This is a genomic window from Oscillatoria sp. FACHB-1406, assembly GCF_014698145.1.
Lineage (GTDB): Bacteria > Cyanobacteriota > Cyanobacteriia > Cyanobacteriales > Spirulinaceae > FACHB-1406.
This window is the reverse complement of sequence record NZ_JACJSM010000018.1, coordinates 1-16,202: the sequence shown is the minus strand read 5'-3', so window position 1 is coordinate 16,202 and position 16,202 is coordinate 1. Positions and strand designations below refer to the sequence as shown.

General features: G+C 46.4%; 15 protein-coding genes. 6 read left to right on the top strand and 9 right to left on the bottom strand.

Features of this window, described 5'->3' with window-relative positions; genetic code table 11:
• Positions 1-582: an RNA polymerase sigma factor gene (locus H6G50_RS16785; RefSeq protein WP_190718612.1), complete on the bottom strand. Its 582-nt coding sequence runs from the start codon at positions 580-582 to the stop codon at positions 1-3.
• A 568-nt stretch (positions 583-1,150) separates the two neighbouring features.
• On the opposite strand from H6G50_RS16785, the gene H6G50_RS16780 reads away from it, so the two are divergent.
• Positions 1,151-2,302 carry a response regulator gene (locus H6G50_RS16780; protein ID WP_190718609.1) on the top strand — a complete coding sequence of 384 codons (1,152 nt, stop codon included), beginning with the start codon at positions 1,151-1,153 and terminating at the stop codon, positions 2,300-2,302.
• 154 nt (positions 2,303-2,456) lie between these two features.
• Here the strand turns inward: H6G50_RS16780 and fabI are convergent, their stop codons facing one another.
• Positions 2,457-3,236 carry an enoyl-ACP reductase FabI gene (fabI, locus tag H6G50_RS16775; RefSeq protein WP_190718607.1) on the bottom strand — a complete coding sequence of 260 codons (780 nt, stop codon included), beginning with the start codon at positions 3,234-3,236 and terminating at the stop codon, positions 2,457-2,459.
• A gap of 436 nt (positions 3,237-3,672) precedes the next feature.
• On the opposite strand from fabI, the gene ntcA reads away from it, so the two are divergent.
• The 5 genes from ntcA (at position 3,673) to secA (ending at position 10,442) form a co-directional block, all read left to right on the top strand.
• The gene (ntcA, locus tag H6G50_RS16770) at positions 3,673-4,350 is read left to right on the top strand and encodes a global nitrogen regulator NtcA (RefSeq protein WP_190718604.1); all 678 of its coding nucleotides are present in this window, start codon (positions 3,673-3,675) and stop codon (positions 4,348-4,350) included.
• Between the two features lie 139 nt (positions 4,351-4,489).
• Positions 4,490-6,151, top strand: coding sequence for a DUF3084 domain-containing protein (locus H6G50_RS16765; protein WP_190718601.1), 1,662 nt, complete (start codon positions 4,490-4,492; stop codon positions 6,149-6,151).
• A 120-nt stretch (positions 6,152-6,271) separates the two neighbouring features.
• On the top strand, positions 6,272-6,658 hold the full coding sequence (locus H6G50_RS16760) for a pre-16S rRNA-processing nuclease YqgF (RefSeq protein ID WP_190718597.1): 387 nt from the start codon (positions 6,272-6,274) through the stop codon (positions 6,656-6,658).
• Positions 6,659-6,748: 90 nt separating this feature from the next.
• Positions 6,749-7,312 (top strand): DJ-1/PfpI family protein, encoded by a 564-nt coding sequence (locus H6G50_RS16755; protein WP_190718594.1) that lies wholly within the window; start codon positions 6,749-6,751, stop codon positions 7,310-7,312.
• A gap of 325 nt (positions 7,313-7,637) precedes the next feature.
• Complete coding sequence (gene secA / locus H6G50_RS16750; protein WP_190718591.1) at positions 7,638-10,442, top strand: preprotein translocase subunit SecA; 2,805 nt, start codon at positions 7,638-7,640, stop codon at positions 10,440-10,442.
• 493 nt (positions 10,443-10,935) lie between these two features.
• Here the strand turns inward: secA and H6G50_RS16745 are convergent, their stop codons facing one another.
• The 7 genes from H6G50_RS16745 to H6G50_RS16715 all read right to left on the bottom strand — a co-directional run bounded on the left by H6G50_RS16745 (position 10,936) and on the right by H6G50_RS16715 (position 16,032).
• Positions 10,936-12,438 carry a type ISP restriction/modification enzyme gene (locus H6G50_RS16745; protein ID WP_190718589.1) on the bottom strand — a complete coding sequence of 501 codons (1,503 nt, stop codon included), beginning with the start codon at positions 12,436-12,438 and terminating at the stop codon, positions 10,936-10,938.
• Positions 12,435-12,821, bottom strand: a complete 387-nt coding sequence (locus H6G50_RS16740) for a type II toxin-antitoxin system VapC family toxin (protein WP_190718586.1) — start codon at positions 12,819-12,821, stop codon at positions 12,435-12,437. Before H6G50_RS16740 ends, H6G50_RS16745 begins: the two co-directional genes overlap by 4 nt.
• Complete coding sequence (locus tag H6G50_RS16735) at positions 12,821-13,054, bottom strand: DUF2281 domain-containing protein (protein ID WP_190718582.1); 234 nt, start codon at positions 13,052-13,054, stop codon at positions 12,821-12,823. Before H6G50_RS16735 ends, H6G50_RS16740 begins: the two co-directional genes overlap by 1 nt.
• A complete protein-coding gene (locus tag H6G50_RS24225) occupies positions 13,051-14,793 on the bottom strand; it encodes an N-6 DNA methylase (protein ID WP_242032861.1) in 1,743 nt (580 codons plus the stop codon). Before H6G50_RS24225 ends, H6G50_RS16735 begins: the two co-directional genes overlap by 4 nt.
• 43 nt (positions 14,794-14,836) lie before the next feature.
• Positions 14,837-15,169: a DUF2281 domain-containing protein gene (locus H6G50_RS24220; RefSeq protein WP_242032860.1), complete on the bottom strand. Its 333-nt coding sequence runs from the start codon at positions 15,167-15,169 to the stop codon at positions 14,837-14,839.
• 32 nt (positions 15,170-15,201) lie between these two features.
• On the bottom strand, positions 15,202-15,459 hold the full coding sequence (locus H6G50_RS16720) for a Uma2 family endonuclease (protein ID WP_190718580.1): 258 nt from the start codon (positions 15,457-15,459) through the stop codon (positions 15,202-15,204).
• A gap of 327 nt (positions 15,460-15,786) precedes the next feature.
• Complete coding sequence (locus tag H6G50_RS16715) at positions 15,787-16,032, bottom strand: UPF0175 family protein (RefSeq protein WP_190718578.1); 246 nt, start codon at positions 16,030-16,032, stop codon at positions 15,787-15,789.
• Positions 16,033-16,202 lie beyond the last annotated feature (170 nt).

Below are 16,202 nucleotides of genomic sequence, written 5' to 3'. Positions count from 1 at the left end.
TTAACCATCCTCATGCGTCTCTTCCCCGATAAAATAGACCCTTAACTCCTGTTGCAAAATCTTCCGCGCCTGGGAAATTCGCTTGCAGACATTCTGATAGGTGATATTTTGTCGCTGGGCAATTTCTAAATAGGTGAGATCTTGATAAAAGTGGAGAATAAATGTCTCGCGCATCCGTGTCGGTAAGTTATCAATTGCGCGACGAATAATCATCTGTCTCTCGCTATTATCGAGTTTGATGTCTGGCGTATTCTCAACCGAAACCCGTCCTTGCTCCTCAGCAAAGATGTAAACTTCGATATCCTCAACTCGATTTGCTCTGCGACTGCGCTCTCGATGAATATCCACGCACAGGTTCCGTACTAGCGTTGTCAGCCAAGCTTTAAAGTTAGCAATTTTCCCGGCAAACTTTTGCGTTTTCTCCCAAGCTTTCAGCATCGCCCGACTAAGCGCATCTTCCGCATCTATTGGGTTCCCGTCCATCCACTTAACGCAGCAACGATAAAGATAATCTCGATACTGCTGCCATTGCTGCCAAAATTCTGACTGTATCTCTACGGCGAGGTCGCTCGGGTTTGACATGGTAGATGTTGGAGAATCTATTTTCATGCCTACTCGTATTAGGTCTATAATATTACTTGTTGGATATTTGGCGATTAAGCGCGCGATCGCTCTTAGCGCTTCGCTCCTTCAATCCTGCTTCATCTGCCCCGCCCCTGTCAGTCGGAAAAGTCGGATATATTGAGTCGGAAAAGTCGGCAGTACCACAGGAAAATGTCCCTGCCCTCCTTCGCAAGATAGAGAAAATTTTCTCAAGTTAAGTAATTTCGCTGTTATCTTAAAAAAAATTAACAAACGCTGAGGGCTATTTAGAATGGGACTTGTAGCCCTCGCTGTCAGTGAATATTCCTTTAAAGAATTAAAACGTCAAACTTGAGTTGTGCAATTCAATTAGGAAGTGCAAACTAAATTTAGTGTTTTTACCGAGCTATTGTACAAAAATAGAAAAAAGTTTGCTCGCTAGCTAAGAAAAGGGTGCAATCTGGTAATCAATATGAACTTTAACTAGACCAAGATGCCTACCGAGCGATCGCAAACGGAGGTGATTGACACAATGCAAATACTCTGCCCGAAAAGTATCAGGTCAATTATGACAAGCGAAGAAGCACTCCAACTTATAGAAGCACTCTTAAACGCTCAAACTGGGAAACAACTAACTCTCCCAGAAAGAGAAATCCTTAAGGCAGCTTGGAACAATGAAACCTATACCACTGTTGCCGAACGGTTATATTTAAGCCTTGGTTATATTAAAGATTTAGCTGCTGCGTTATGGCAATGCCTTTCAAACGTATGTGGAGAAAAAATAACTAAAAATAACTTTCGACGCATTATGGAAGAGCAAAGCAACAAAAATCCTTCTACTCCAGACAATCGAGGGGAAAGAGATTCTCATCGAAATGAACATCCTAAAGGTAACATTTTAATTATTGACGACTCAATTAAGAACTTAGAATTCTTAACAAAAGTATTGAGCAAACGGGGCTATAATGTTCGCGGTGTCACCAGCGGTAAGATGGCATTAATAATAATCCGCCATCACTCACCCGATCTGATTTTACTGAATATTGAAATGCCCCTAATGAATGGCTATGATATCTACCAATCCTTAAAAGCGGATGAAGCCAGCGCGGACATCCCGATCGTTTTATTAAGTGCGCCCTACAAAATCACCAATAAGGTGAGAACGATAAAAGTGGTTGGAGTTGATATGGCTAAAATTTTTGAGCCAGAAGAATCTCTCGGCAAGGATTCAAATCTCCTCAATATTCAGCAGCAAAAACTCCAGCTAATGAAGCAAATCGAACAGTATAAACAAACCTCAGAGATTCTCTCCCAATCTCGAACTTTACTGACGAGTTTGTTGAACAATTCTAAAGATGGTATTGCTGCCTTAGAAGCGATAAGAGATACGACAACCGAAGAAATCGAAGATTTTTCTTGTTTGGTTTCCAATCGCGCCTTTGCTAAAATCTTAGGTCAAAAACGAGAAGAACTCATCGGTAACACCATTCAGAAAAAGTTGATAGAGCGACTGACTCCGACCCTGTTTGATTTACTCGTAGAAGTTGTTGAAACGGGAGAAGAAATCGAGCAAGAATTTTATTGGGAAAATGACGACCAGCAGAACTGGTATTGCTTGAGTGCTGTAAAATTTGCAGATGGTTGTTCGATTACCATCCGCAATATCACAGAGTTCAAACTTCTGGAACTCAGAATGAAGTTAGCCGCGCATTTCCAGTAAGTTGCTAGAAATACAAAATCGAGTTCAAGCTGTCGGGAAATTTTGAATTTTTCCCTCGCTCTCCGGTACAATTCCGAACCGAGGCGAGGGTTAAATTATTTAAAGCTTCGAGGACAGTAAGCTCGGACTAAATTTATCGCTCCTTACCCCCGATTTACATTCCCATAATTTCGTAACCGGCATCGACATATAATACTTGTCCGGTGATGCCGCTGGCTAAATCGCTACACAAGAAAGCTGCGGCGTTCCCGACTTCGGTTTGCGTCACCGTGCGGCGCAGGGGTGCAACTTCTTCAACGTGGTGAATCATATCGAGAATGCCCCCGACGGCAGAAGATGCGAGGGTACGAATCGGCCCTGCTGAGATGGCATTAACGCGGATATTATGAGGTCCCATTTCGGCGGCGAGGTAGCGCACGCTCATCTCTAAACCGGCTTTTGCGACTCCCATTAAATTATAGTTGGGGATCGCTCTAACGCCGCCTAAATAGGTGAGCGTGACGATACTGCCGCCCTCGTTCATTAAGGGTTTAGCCGCCCCTGCCAAACGACCGAGAGAATAGGTACTAATTTCTAAAGCTTGGGAAAAGGCTTGGCGAGAAATGGCGCTAAAATCGCCGGATAAACCTTCTTTATCGGCAAAGGCCAAACAGTGAATTAAAATGTCGAGTTTGCCCCATTTATCGGCAACAGTGTTAAAAGCTTCTTGAATTTGCTCGTCATTTTGAACGTCGCAGGGAACAAAAATGCTAGGCGCGATCGGTTCTTCGACTAATTCGCGCACTTTTTTCTCAAAGCGTCCCTTTTCGTCGGGAAGATAAGTCACGCCTAAGTTTGCACCGGCAGCGTGGAGTTGTTGGGCAATTCCCCAAGCAATGGAGCGATTGTTAGCAATACCAGTTACGAGGGCATTTTTTCCGCTTAAATTTAGCATAGTGTTTGAGAGAAAGTTTTTGACCTCCTTACCGTAGTTGTAGGGCGATGAAGTCAATATCCATTGCCCGGTTTTGACTTCATGGCAACTGCCGTCACGGGGGGTCAGTAATCCCACCAATCTTACCATTACGGCTTGCGAGGGATAGGATTCGCCGTTGGGAGCAAACGGGTTAGTCGGTGAGGGCGGTAGGGGATTGAAGGGAATGGCAAAATTCCCTTGTCGATGCGACCGATCGCGTCTTGGGGGATAAAGCTCATGCTAGACTTAAAAAATTTAACGAGCGCAAACGCTGCGATCGGGACTTGCACGTGATAAGAGCCACTAATCCGGTTTCTGCATCGCTCTTTTCCAAGCTAACGGTTTTTCCTAGAAACCGAGTTTGCCTGCGTAAGTTCGACAATTGAAACAATACCGTTGTCTTGATAAGTGCGTAATGGATCTTTCGGTATCTCAAGATAAACCTCTAGCCACCGTATTCCGGCAAATTGGAAGCGGCTCGTTTCCGCCTGTTGTCGAAACTTGCGATCGCGGTAAAACCATTTTCTTCCCTGGCGATCCCGCCGAGCGCGTTTATTTCTTGCTCAAAGGCGCGGTGAAACTTTCGCGAGTGTACGAAGCCGGTGAAGAAATTACCGTGGCGCTGCTGCGGGAAAATAGCGTTTTTGGCGTACTGTCTTTAATTACCGGACAGCACTCCGATCGCTTTTATCACGCCGTCGCGTTTACCCCCGTCGAGTTGCTGTCGGCTCCCATCGAACAGTTTGAAAAAGCCCTTAAGGATAATCCCGATCTGTCGATGCTGATGTTGCGAGGTTTATCGTCGCGCATCTTGCAAACGGAGATGATGATTGAAACGCTGGCGCATCGCGATATGGGATCGCGCTTGGTGAGTTTTCTATTGATTCTCTGTCGGGATTTTGGCGTTCCGACCCAAGAGGGGATTCGCATTGACTTAAAATTGTCCCACCAAGCGATCGCCGAAGCGATCGGTTCGACTCGCGTCACCGTAACTCGCCTGTTGGGCGATTTGCGCCAAGAAAAGATGATCTCGATTCACAAGAAAAAAATTACGGTTCACAATCCCGTCGCCCTCAGCCAACAATTTACCTAAGCCAAAGCTTCGAGCTTTGATAAGCAAACTTGAAGCAAAATGGCTTTTTTCCAACTTCGCTTACACTATATGAGCAGGGAGGGCTGGCAAGCGCTCTGCCGATTGGCAATGCTCGATAGCTGGATGGAACGATTGGGGAATGCTCACTAGCGCTGCTATTTTATTGATCGCCCTTCTAATTTTAGGGGGTGCGATCGCGGTATTGGGCGATCGCTTGGGGACGAAGGTGGGCAAGGCGCGCTTGCGACTGTTTGGCCTTCGTCCGCGCCAAACGGCGACGGTGGTAACGGTTTTGACGGGAACGGCAATTTCGGCTTCGACTTTGGCAATCCTGTTTACATTCAGCAAACCCCTACGTCAGGGCGTTTTTGAAATTGATGAGATTCTCAAGCAAAAACGCATTGCAGAAACCGATTTAGGGGCGGTAAGAGACGAGAAGGCGCGGGTCGAGGAGGAACTCGCGAAGGTAACGGAGGATCGGCGCAAGGTGCAAGAAGGGCTGCTCTCAGCGCGAACTTTATTCGATCGCACTAATAAAGAGGTGACGGGTTTAAAAGGCGAGGTGAAAGGGTTGCGCGTCGAGCGTCAAAACTTGGCAGCACAGCGCCAAACCCTCGTCCGCCAGCGCGACGAATTGGCGCAACGATTGGCTCGGGAACGCCAAGCCCTGCTGAAACAGCGGGATGACTTGCTGCGCGCCTTTCAACTCGAGCGCGAACGAGTTAACCAGGAGCGTCAAAAATTAACGGCACAGCGCGACGAACTGCTTGCCCGACTGCCAGAACTCCAAGGGCGCGTGCGCGGACAGGAACAAGAACTCAACCAACGCCTTGATATCATTCGCCAGAAACAGCAACAAATTGCCGCCCAAGATGCGATTTTGCAACAGCGCGAGAAGAGTTTGCAACAGTTGCAAGTTCGCCAGCAGGCGTTGCAAGCGGAGTTAGATCGGCGCGATGAAAAGATTGCGGAACGCGATCGCGAGGCAGCCGAACGCGATCGCGCTATTGCTAAACTCGACGAGCAAATTTCCCAACGGGATGCGACTTTAATGCAACGAGAAGCATCTTTGAAACAATCGGAGGAACGCTTGAGCTTGTTGCAAGAGCAGATTGCTTCCCTCGCCCAAGACTACCAAGGATTGCGCCAGGGAAATGTCGCGATCGCGCGGGGACAGGTTCTCGGCTTCGGCGTGCTGCGAATTGTCAATCCGGCGGCGGCGAAGGATGCGATCGATCAGTTGCTTCGCCAAGCCAATCGTAACGCGATCTCCGCTACCCGCCCCAATAATAATAGCGATTTTAGCGATCGCGTCGTTCAAATTTCCCAGGCGCAAGTAGAGGAATTGACTCAGCGCATCGACGACGGCCAAGATTACGTGATTCGCATCCTTTCTGCTGGGAACTATGTGGAGCAGGAAAAAAATGTCTTTGTCGTTGCCGATGCAGCCCTGAATCGAGAGATTTTCAGACAAGAGGAAGCGATCGCTGCTGTTACTTTAGAAGCCGCCGCTGCGAGTCGGATGCAACTCGAAAATCAACTCGATTTATTACTAGCAACCTCTCAGTTTCGCGCTCGTCGGGCGGGATTACTCGGTGAAATTCGGGTGGGCGAAGGCGAAATTACAACCTTAGAACAAGTGGGAGCGCTGACCAATTTTATCGAGCAGATTATGAAAACAAAAGAGCCAATTGATAGTATTCAAGCGATTGCAGTCGAAACGGCTTATACTTCCGGCCCGTTAAAGTTAAAATTGGTAGCAATGCAACGCGGTTCGGTTGTATTTAGTACGCAATCTTAAATGAATGATGAATTATGAGTTATGAGTTATGAAGGGGGGAATTACGAACTACGAACTACGAACTACGAATTACGAATTACGAATTACGAACTACGAATTACGAATTACGAATTACGAACTATGATATTAGGATTCGATCCGGGGCGCGATAAGTGCGGTATTGCTGTTAAAGATAGCAAGGGGCAATTGTATTACCATCAAGTTGTCGATTCGGAAAGCGCGATCGCGACTTGTCAAACGCTCTGCCAAAAGTATCCCGTAACCCAGATCGTTATGGGCGATCGCACGACTTCAAAAACCTGGAATGCACAATTGTCAGAAAAAGTCAAGGTTCCGGTCGCCTTAGTAGACGAACATAATAGTACGATGGAAGCGCGCGATCGCTACTGGGAGATGTACCCCCCCAAAGGGTTAACTCGCCTCCTGCCCCAAGGAATGCGCGTTCCGCCGCGTCCTGTTGACGATATCGTTGCCATTCTTCTCATCGAACGCTACTTAAAACGTTAATTGTAGAAAAGAACTCCAGGAAGCCAGATTTGGTTTTCAGCCAAACCGAAAAGATCGATAATTAACAAACAGCGATTTGAGGGATTAAAGATGGTAGGACGAAAAATCTTAATGTTAGTGGGGGACTTCGTAGAAGATTACGAAGTTATGGTTCCCTTCCAAGCTTTGCAGATGGTCGGTCATACCGTTCATGCCATCTGCCCGGATAAAAAAGCCGGTGAAAAAGTCAGGACAGCAATTCACGATTTTGAGGGCGACCAAACCTATAGCGAAAAACCCGGTCACAACTTTATGCTCAATGCAAGTTTCGCCGAGATTCGCGCTGAAGATTATGATGCGTTAGTAATTCCCGGAGGACGCGCGCCAGAATACCTGCGTCTCAATCCCAAGGTTATCGCGATCGCGCAGCACTTCGCCACGTCTAATAAGCCCATTGCAGCCATCTGTCACGGCGCGCAACTCCTTGCCGCAGCGGGCGCGCTCAAAGGTAAGCGATGTTCGGCTTATCCCGCCTGCGGTCCCGACGTGAATCTAGCGGGTGGAGAATACGTCGATCTGGAAGTAGAAGATGCGATCGTCGATGGTAACTTAGTGACAGCCCCCGCTTGGCCCGCCCACCCTAAATGGTTGGCAGAATTCTTAAAATTGCTTTGACATACTCCCCAGCGTGAACGCACGGGGATTCTAAGCTCAGACAGCAATCGTAGAACCTGTCTAACATCGCTTAACTTAGAAAGTAGGGTGGGCAGCGCCCACCAGCCTTAAGTCAGTGCCATTGGTCTATATGCGATCGCTCGGAATCTCTTGCTTGGGGTAAGAATAGAGCCAGGAAGAACCAAAAAGTAAGGAAAGTCGGGAATTATCCCCAAACCGAACCCTTAACCGTATCTGCCAACCGAACCAAGGGAAGTGATAACATTACAAATAATGATTTATCCGCCTTTGGTAGTCGATCGCGCTCCTTAGCTTAACCTCAGCCATGTTTAAAAATCTCTTAGGCGACCCTAACGCCCGCAAGCTCAAAAAATATCAACCCCTCGTCGCCGACGTAACCTTGCTCGAAGAAGAGATTCAAGCGCTCTCCGACGACCAACTGCGCGGGAAAACCGCAGAGTTTAGGGCAAAATTAGAGAAAGCTACGAGCGATCGCATCGAAAAAGAAATCCTCGAGGACATCCTCCCCGAAGCCTTTGCCGTCGTGCGCGAAGCCGCCAAGCGCGTCCTCGGAATGCGCCACTTCGACGTACAAGTCCTCGGCGGAATGGTACTCCACGACGGACAAATCGCCGAAATGCGAACTGGCGAAGGAAAAACCCTCGTTGCCACCCTCCCTTCTTACCTCAACGCCCTCTCCGGTAAAGGCGTTCACGTCGTCACCGTCAACGACTACCTCGCCCGTCGCGACGCAGAATGGATGGGACAAGTCCATCGCTTCCTCGGATTGAGCGTCGGCCTAATTCAATCGGGAATGAACCCCGCCGAACGCAAAACCAACTACGCCTGCGACATCACCTACGCTACCAACAGCGAACTCGGCTTCGACTACCTGCGCGACAACATGGCCACCGCCATGAGTGACGTAGTGCAGCGTCCCTTCAACTACTGCATCATCGACGAAGTAGACTCGATTCTCATCGACGAAGCGCGCACCCCCCTAATTATCTCCGGGCAGGTCGAACGACCCACGGAAAAATACATGAGAGCCGCCGAAATCGCTCGAGAACTGGTTCGCCAAGCCGAAGAAGGCGACGGACTCGACTACGAAGTCGATGAAAAAGCGCGCAACGTCCTCATGACCGACGAAGGCTTCGCCAAAGCCGAACGCTTGCTCGGCGTGACCGACCTCTACGACCCCAACGACCCTTGGGCGCACTACATTTTCAACGCCATCAAAGCCAAAGAACTCTTCATCGCCGACGTAAATTACATCGTTCGTAACGGCGAAGTCGTCATCGTCGATGAATTTACCGGACGGGTACTGCAAGGACGGCGTTGGAGCGATGGATTGCATCAAGCCATCGAAGCCAAAGAAAAGGTTGAAATTCAAAACGAAACCCAAACCCTCGCCACCATCACCTACCAAAACTTCTTCCTCCTCTATCCCAAACTGGCGGGGATGACCGGGACGGCGAAAACCGAAGAAGCAGAAATTGAAAAGATTTACAAACTGCAAGTCACCATCATTCCGACCAACCTGATTTCCAAACGGCAGGACTTATCCGATGTTGTCTATCGCACCGAACCGGCAAAATGGCAAGCCGTCGCCGAAGAATGCGCCGAAATGCACCAACAGGGTCGCCCGGTTTTAGTCGGAACGACCAGCGTTGAAAAGTCCGAGTTGCTTTCAGATTTGCTCCACAAAAAAGGCATTCCTCATAACCTCCTCAACGCGCGCCCGGAAAACGTCGAACGGGAGTCGGAAATCGTCGCCCAAGCGGGACGCAAAGGAGCCGTTACCATCGCCACGAACATGGCAGGACGCGGAACCGATATCATTTTGGGCGGTAACTCCGACTACATGGCGCGATTGAAAGTGCGGGAATACTTCATGCCGAAAATCGTCATGCCAGAAGATACGGATGCCCTCGTTGCTCCCGGTTTCGGACGCAAGCGAGACCGCTCCCAAGGGTTTGGCGGCGACATGAAAAAGAAGAAAACTTGGAAAGCAACCGTCGATCTTTTCCCGACCGAACTGTCTCCTCAAACCGAAGAATTATTGGAAAGTGCGGTTAATTTTGCCGTTCAACAATACGGACTGCAAAGTTTAGGAGAATTGGAAGCGGAAGATAAGTTGGCAGTGGCTTCGGAAAATGCTCCGACTAGCGACCCCGTGGTTGAAAAGCTGCGGGAAGTTTACAAGCGCATCCGTAAAGAATACGACCAATTTACGCGCCGCGAACACGATGAAGTCGTTTCTTGTGGCGGGTTGCACGTCATTGGGACGGAACGCCACGAATCGCGTCGCGTCGATAACCAATTGCGGGGACGCGCCGGACGGCAAGGCGACCCCGGTTCGACAAAGTTTTTCCTCAGTTTGGATGATAACCTGCTGCGGATTTTTGGGGGCGATCGCGTTGCCGGTTTGATGAAAGCCTTCCAAGTCGAAGACGATATGCCCATCGAGTCGAAAATGCTGACTCGTTCTCTTGAAGGCGCGCAGAAAAAGGTCGAAACCTTCTACTACGACACCCGCAAACAGGTGTTCGAGTACGACGAAGTGATGAACAATCAGCGCCGCGCCATTTATGCCGAACGTCGCCGCGTTTTGGAAGGATTAGACCTCAAAGAACAGGTCATCGGTTACGCCGAACGGACGATGGACGATATCGTGGATGTTTTCGTTAACCCCGAACTGCCGCCGGAAGAGTGGGAACTCGATAAAGTGGTCGAGAAAGTGAAAGAGTTTATTTATCTGTTGGAAGATTTGCAACCGTCCCATTTAGAAGATATGACGGTGAGCGAAATTAAAACTTTCTTACACGAAGAAGTTCGCAAAGCTTACGACCTTAAAGAGAATCAAATCGAACAGATTCAACCCGGTTTGATGCGACAGGCAGAACGGTTCTTTATCTTGCAGCAAATCGATACCTTGTGGCGGGAACACCTGCAAGCAATGGATGGATTACGCGAATCGATTGGGTTGCGCGGTTACGGTCAAAAAGACCCGTTAATCGAGTACAAGCAGGAAGGCTACGAAATGTTCTTGGAGGTGATGACCGATATTCGTCGTAATGTCGTGTATTCGCTGTTCCAGTTCCAGCCGCAAGTCCCGCAAGCGGTTTAACGTTCTAAATAATGTTCGCGATGGTGCGTTACGCTCTGGCTAACGCACCCTACCAAGTTCTTGTGTAGGGTGTGTTAGGCGCGAGCCAAATTTGCGAAAATAAGAATTGATTTTTCGGCGCGCCGTAACGCACCATTAATTTGAGTGACACTTCAGGGCAGCAGTTTTTATTAAGAAAGTAGGGTGTGTTAGCGACAGCGTAACGCACCTCATAATTTGATTCTTACTGCCATTATTCTGAGTTATATAGCGTTGTTCGCTTGCGTGAGGTACAGTTCCAAAAATCAAATCGGTAGGGGCGCTGTTTTCACGGGGCGGCGCTTGATTGTCGAGGGAACCTCGACAATCAAGCGCCCCTTGAGGTTCCCTCGAAAATTGGAGCCGCCCCGTAGGGGCGAATGGTATTCGCCCGCTGGGTGTACCTCATTCATGTGAAAACTGCTATATCTCTAGGTTTTTTAATTTTTAATTTTTAATTGGTATTACTCGATTTTCACTCGGTTGGCATTTGTTTAATGAGTTCCATTGTTTTGATACTGACGGTGCAAACCCGTTGCAACAGGTCAATCACGGACTCCTTATAGTCAGCAAACTTGTAAGTATTGAAAAGTTTCGCGATCGTCGGGTCTTTCGGTTTTTTCTCTTTATATTGGTCGAGTATCCATTCTAGGGCGCAGCGGTTGCCAAGTTTGTATTCCCACGCGATCGCGGGAACCCCCTCTAATGTCGTCGCCGTATCCACAAGTATTTTTCCCTCAGTTTTCTCCGCCTTCAATTTTGCTTTAGGAACCGTGGGTTTAATCGGTTTACTGGAGTCAGGGGCGGCTGTCGGAAGCAGAGATTCTTGCACGGCTGCTTCGCTTTTTGCCTTCGCGGAACCTTTCTCAATTCGGCGTAAAGGATAAGGTTCGATGGTTTCATAGTTCAAGTGCAAATCCATCAACTCTTTGCCCCAAGCTGCCCATTGCTGGAAGTCGGGATAGAAGGGGAGACGAGGAAATTCTCGTTTGAGATTGAGTTCGTATTTGCTGCGGTAGGTGGGGTGGTGGAGAACGGCGTAAGTGTAATGGAAGATGGCTTCTTTGGTAATGGTGGAGTCGTTGTAATGGGTTTGGAATTGGGTTAAACCCCAATCGGTGATGTTATCGATGCGGTTTCCGTTTTCGTCGTAGCGGTAGAGGGGAAGGCATTGGGCAGTAGTACCCACTAAATGCAAATTAGGAATACAGTCTGCTGCCGTTAAAATAAAAGGTGATTGCGTGCCAACGTCTGTACAGAAAATTACTGCATTGTCTTCTTGTAAGTATTCAGGGGCTGAGCTTGCATTTAAAGCTGTTTTATACTTATATGCAACAAATAAGATAAATTTACAGAGCAGAGTAAAAAATGCCGTTTTTTTTGTACCAGCTACAGAAATTGCATATTTTGTCAACACTAGAATCTGAATAGTTGCGTTTTTTCTGTCCTGATTGAAAATGTTAGGGATTTGATAAGTCATCCCATTGAAATGTTTATCCGAATAAAAATATTTTTTTATAAATGGCCGCCACGAACTAAGCACTACTGAACTATACTTATATTTTTTTGGGATTTTACGTTCTATGTACTTATTCAGTTCTCGATCCCACTTAATATCAAGTTCTCGTCTTTTTCCTTGTTCTAAACGCTCTTGATAAACTTCCACAAAATACTTCATCCGCTCAATCAAAGCATCTTTTGAGAAGTCGTATACCCACTCGTCTCGTTGAGTCTTGACTCCTGCTGAAAAAAGCTGAAAAACTGCCTCCTGAGATTTTCCCGCTTTAACCGCCTTATCAATCAACGGCAATAAACTATCAAAATCGTTATCCGTTAAATTAATCCAATTCGCCTTGCAATCCGGCGTAACGCGATCGAACGGAATATCCTCAAATCGCGTCCGCTCGAACCAATCGAGCTTTTCTTCCTTGGTTTGCTCGTCCTGTAAAGTAAAGTAGAAAATTTTGGCCGTATTCATATCCACACTCGCTGAATTGGATAAGCATCAAAAGCCGCATCCGCACTCACAAGAGCTAGAGAATGATTGATTGCTTGGGCGACAAGAATGCGATCGAATGGGTCGCGATGATGAAGAGGCAATCGACGAAGTTGAACCGTATCCCTCATCAAAATCGGTAATAATTGAAAGCGTGTTTCTGCAAACCTTGCTTCAATTTCATCAAAGTCAGCCTGCAAAGAGAGTTTACCAATTGTTAGCTTAATTGAAATCTCCCAAAAACTTGCAATACTAACAAATACGTCCTCTGTCTCCTCAATCCTGTCTCGCGTAGAAACTGGCAAATTAGAATCGTTTTCTGACAACCAGATAAATGTGTGAGTATCTAGCAAAAGAGAGGGCATTACATATAGTCCTTGAAATCTTCTAACGGCTCATCAAAGTCATCCGGTAAAGGTAAAACAAATGTTCCCTTCATCGAGCCTGCAAAACGTTTCTTTTTAGGCTTTTCCTGTGCTTCTTCAGGCTTTCCATTAGCATATTGACTGACCAGAAATTCGGTATACAAAAGAACTGCTTGTTTTACGGAGTCAGGCAGCTTTTCTACATTTTTCAAAATAGTGGCTTCTATTGTCATATTTTTTGCTCCTTTCGCGCTCGGACTAAAAACATTATTGCAATCCCCGTTTGAATGCCAAAGACATTATTTTTCGTGCCAGAAATTTTAGGATTGTTCCTCACATCTGACTGAGTATCGACAATGTAAATATAATCGAACTCGCGCTCGACACACTTGCGAAAGCCATCAAACGTTTTAGAATCGATAAACGAGCGATTTGTAATAAAAGCAATTATACCATTTTCGCCAAGACGGTCGGAAGCCCATCGATAAAAACGGGTATACATATCGTAAACCACAATTTGATTTTGAGCCGTCCCTTCTTTGATATAACTTTCCTTAATTGCTTTATCAATTCCTTTATAAAACCGATTGGCGTTGCGCTGATTAAAGTTATCCTGATGAGCATTATAAGGCGGATTCCCAATAATCACCGAAATCGTTCTTTCGTTCTGCTGCTGAATTCGCGCCGTATTCTGCACGCTCATTGCAAACAAATCGAATTGATGCCCCGCTACCGTACAATGATCCAGCGTATCGACTAAACAAATATTTTTGAACTCCTCGTAATGCCCCATCTTTTGCTGATAGGTGAACTCAATATTTAAATTGGCAATGTAATAAGGCAAAATTGCCACTTCATTGCAATGAATCTCATGCTTGTATTTATGCTCCAACTTAGAAGCAGGAAGATATTCAATCAGTTCCGTCACATACGTTCCCGTTCCCGTGCAAGGATCTAAAATTTCCACCCCCGGATCGCTTAACAATTTACCGAAGTGTTTGTGGACTAAATAATCCGTACTTTCGATCGCGAAACGAACGATTTCATTCGGCGTATACACGATTCCCAGGCGGTCTGCTGCCTTCGGATTGTACGCTTTGTAGAAATTTTCGTACACCGCTTTGAGAAACTTCTGCTTTTCGTGATGGTTGGCAATATTCTCCGACTTGCGCCGAATCACCGCATAGTAATGCTCGATACTCTTGAGCGTATTTTTCCGCGTCGCCCCCGTAAAAAATGTATTGATAATCTCCGACAGTTCCCGCGCAATATTATTTTCGCGGTGGAATTGGGAATCGTGGAAAATATTAGTAAAAATATCCTCCGTGAGAATGTGCTGAATCAGCATCTCATGGATATCAAAAATCTCAATTTCTGGGTTAATCGACTGGCGGCAAACATCCAGAAAGGTATTGCGCCGATCGCAAAACTGGCGATTGTTTGCTTCCTGCTGCGTAATAATATCTCGCAGCGCCACCAAAATATGGGGAATATCTTCCTTGAACTTGTGAATTGCTGCCCGAAAATCTTTCACTTCCGGGCGTTCGTAATCGACGAAAAAATTCAGCAACTTATCGAGTGATTCCGCATCTCGCATCGAAACCCGAGCCACTTCTTGACTCTGTTGAATCAGCACCGCCGTCTGAGAATCCTCAAACAAAATATTTTCGTCCGGATAGCCTTTCTCAAACTTCTTATCAATTTCTTCATCGAGTCGGTCGTATTCGTCCTTACTTTCCCACCAACCATGCTCGAGTCGAATCGCATCCTTTACCGTACCATCCGGAAACACCGTTGTATTAAACTTCGTTTTGTAGTCCAGTTCTGGAATTAGCAGATAGTTACGCGGCGCGCAGTATTCATTCAGTAACCGCTCGAAGGCATTGCGAATACTGGTTTCTTTTTTAGAACCGCCGTAGCGAATAATTTTTTCAACTTCCGCCTGATACTGCGTCACCCGCAATCTGGACATAGTATAACTCCTGAATTTCCAATCGCTTTATTTAAGAGACAGCTTAATATTCCTTAAAATCTTCTAGAGGTTCGTCAAAATCATCAGACATCGTAATTTTTCTAGCTAAACTTCCATACCCATACTTTTTTTCGAGCATTGCATTCTTAGCCGGATCGCTCGACTCCATTGATTCATTAAAATCTTCAGGCAAGGGCAAAACAAAAATTCCTTTCATCGAACCTGCAAAACATTGTTTTTCTGAGTCTTCTTCCGTCTTATCGGGAAGCACCTCTGCGTACTGACTGACTAAAAACTCCGTGTAAAGAAACACAGCTTGTTTAACGGAGTCAGGCAGTTTTGCAATGTTGGTCAAAATTTTTGCTTCTATTGTCATGTTTTTTTTCTTCCGGGTTCTTACTAAAAACATCACCGCAATTCCCGTTTGAATTCCAAACACATTATTTTTCGCTTCGGAAATCTTAGGATTGTTCCTTTACCGGCTAGTAACGTTCTTAAACAGTCCGATGTGCGTTGAGTCGCAGCAGCATGGGGAGGCTGTTGGGGGTTCATAGATAAGATTTGCCCTTCTACCAGTTCGACGCGATCCTCATGAGTGAGAATTTGCGCCTTTATCATGCGGTGATAATCCTCGACAGTCCACAATTTTACGGGCGTTGCGGTCATAAAGCCACTCCTTTCTAAGGGGTGATAGTCGTCGTCAAGTGGGTATTGACCTTGCTCTACCTTACTCCTTCATACCAATTCCCAATCGCAATGCAATAAATTTTTCGCTTTGCGGGACATAGCACTGCTATGTCCTCTTAGGAAATCGTGCTTTTAGAAATGGTGCGTTACGCTTCGCTAACACACCCTACTTAGTTCGGGCTAAGTTCTTGTGTAGGGTGTGTTAGGCGCGAGCTAAATTTGGGAAAATAAGGATTGATTTTTCGGCGCGCCGTAACGCACCATCTTTAATACTCTCCTGAATGGGCGAGGTATTACTGACAACAATCATCGCCAGTCATTCGCTTCTAGAATTTTGACATCTTCTCTGAGTTCTGCCAAATCGTAATGGAGAGGAATTTGGCGACGTGCAAGTAATTTTTGGAACTCTAGCTGACTCATCCTAGCAAACTGACTCGCCTGTCCGAGGGTAAACCGTTCCTGTTGAAACAGCAAAACTGAAATTTCTCTCAGCAACTCAGCGTCAGACATTTGGAGTTGCTGTAATACTTCGTCGGAAATAGTAACGCTCATCGATAAACCCTATTTGTGAATTCTTCCAAATCTAGAATATACGATCGCTTCATGATGCTACGCTAATTCTTAATACCAAATCCGGTTGCGATACCCACCGAAAGAATTAGAGAAAATGTAACCAGTGATAATGTGTTAAATTTTTTATTTCCTCTTTCATTTCACTCAGG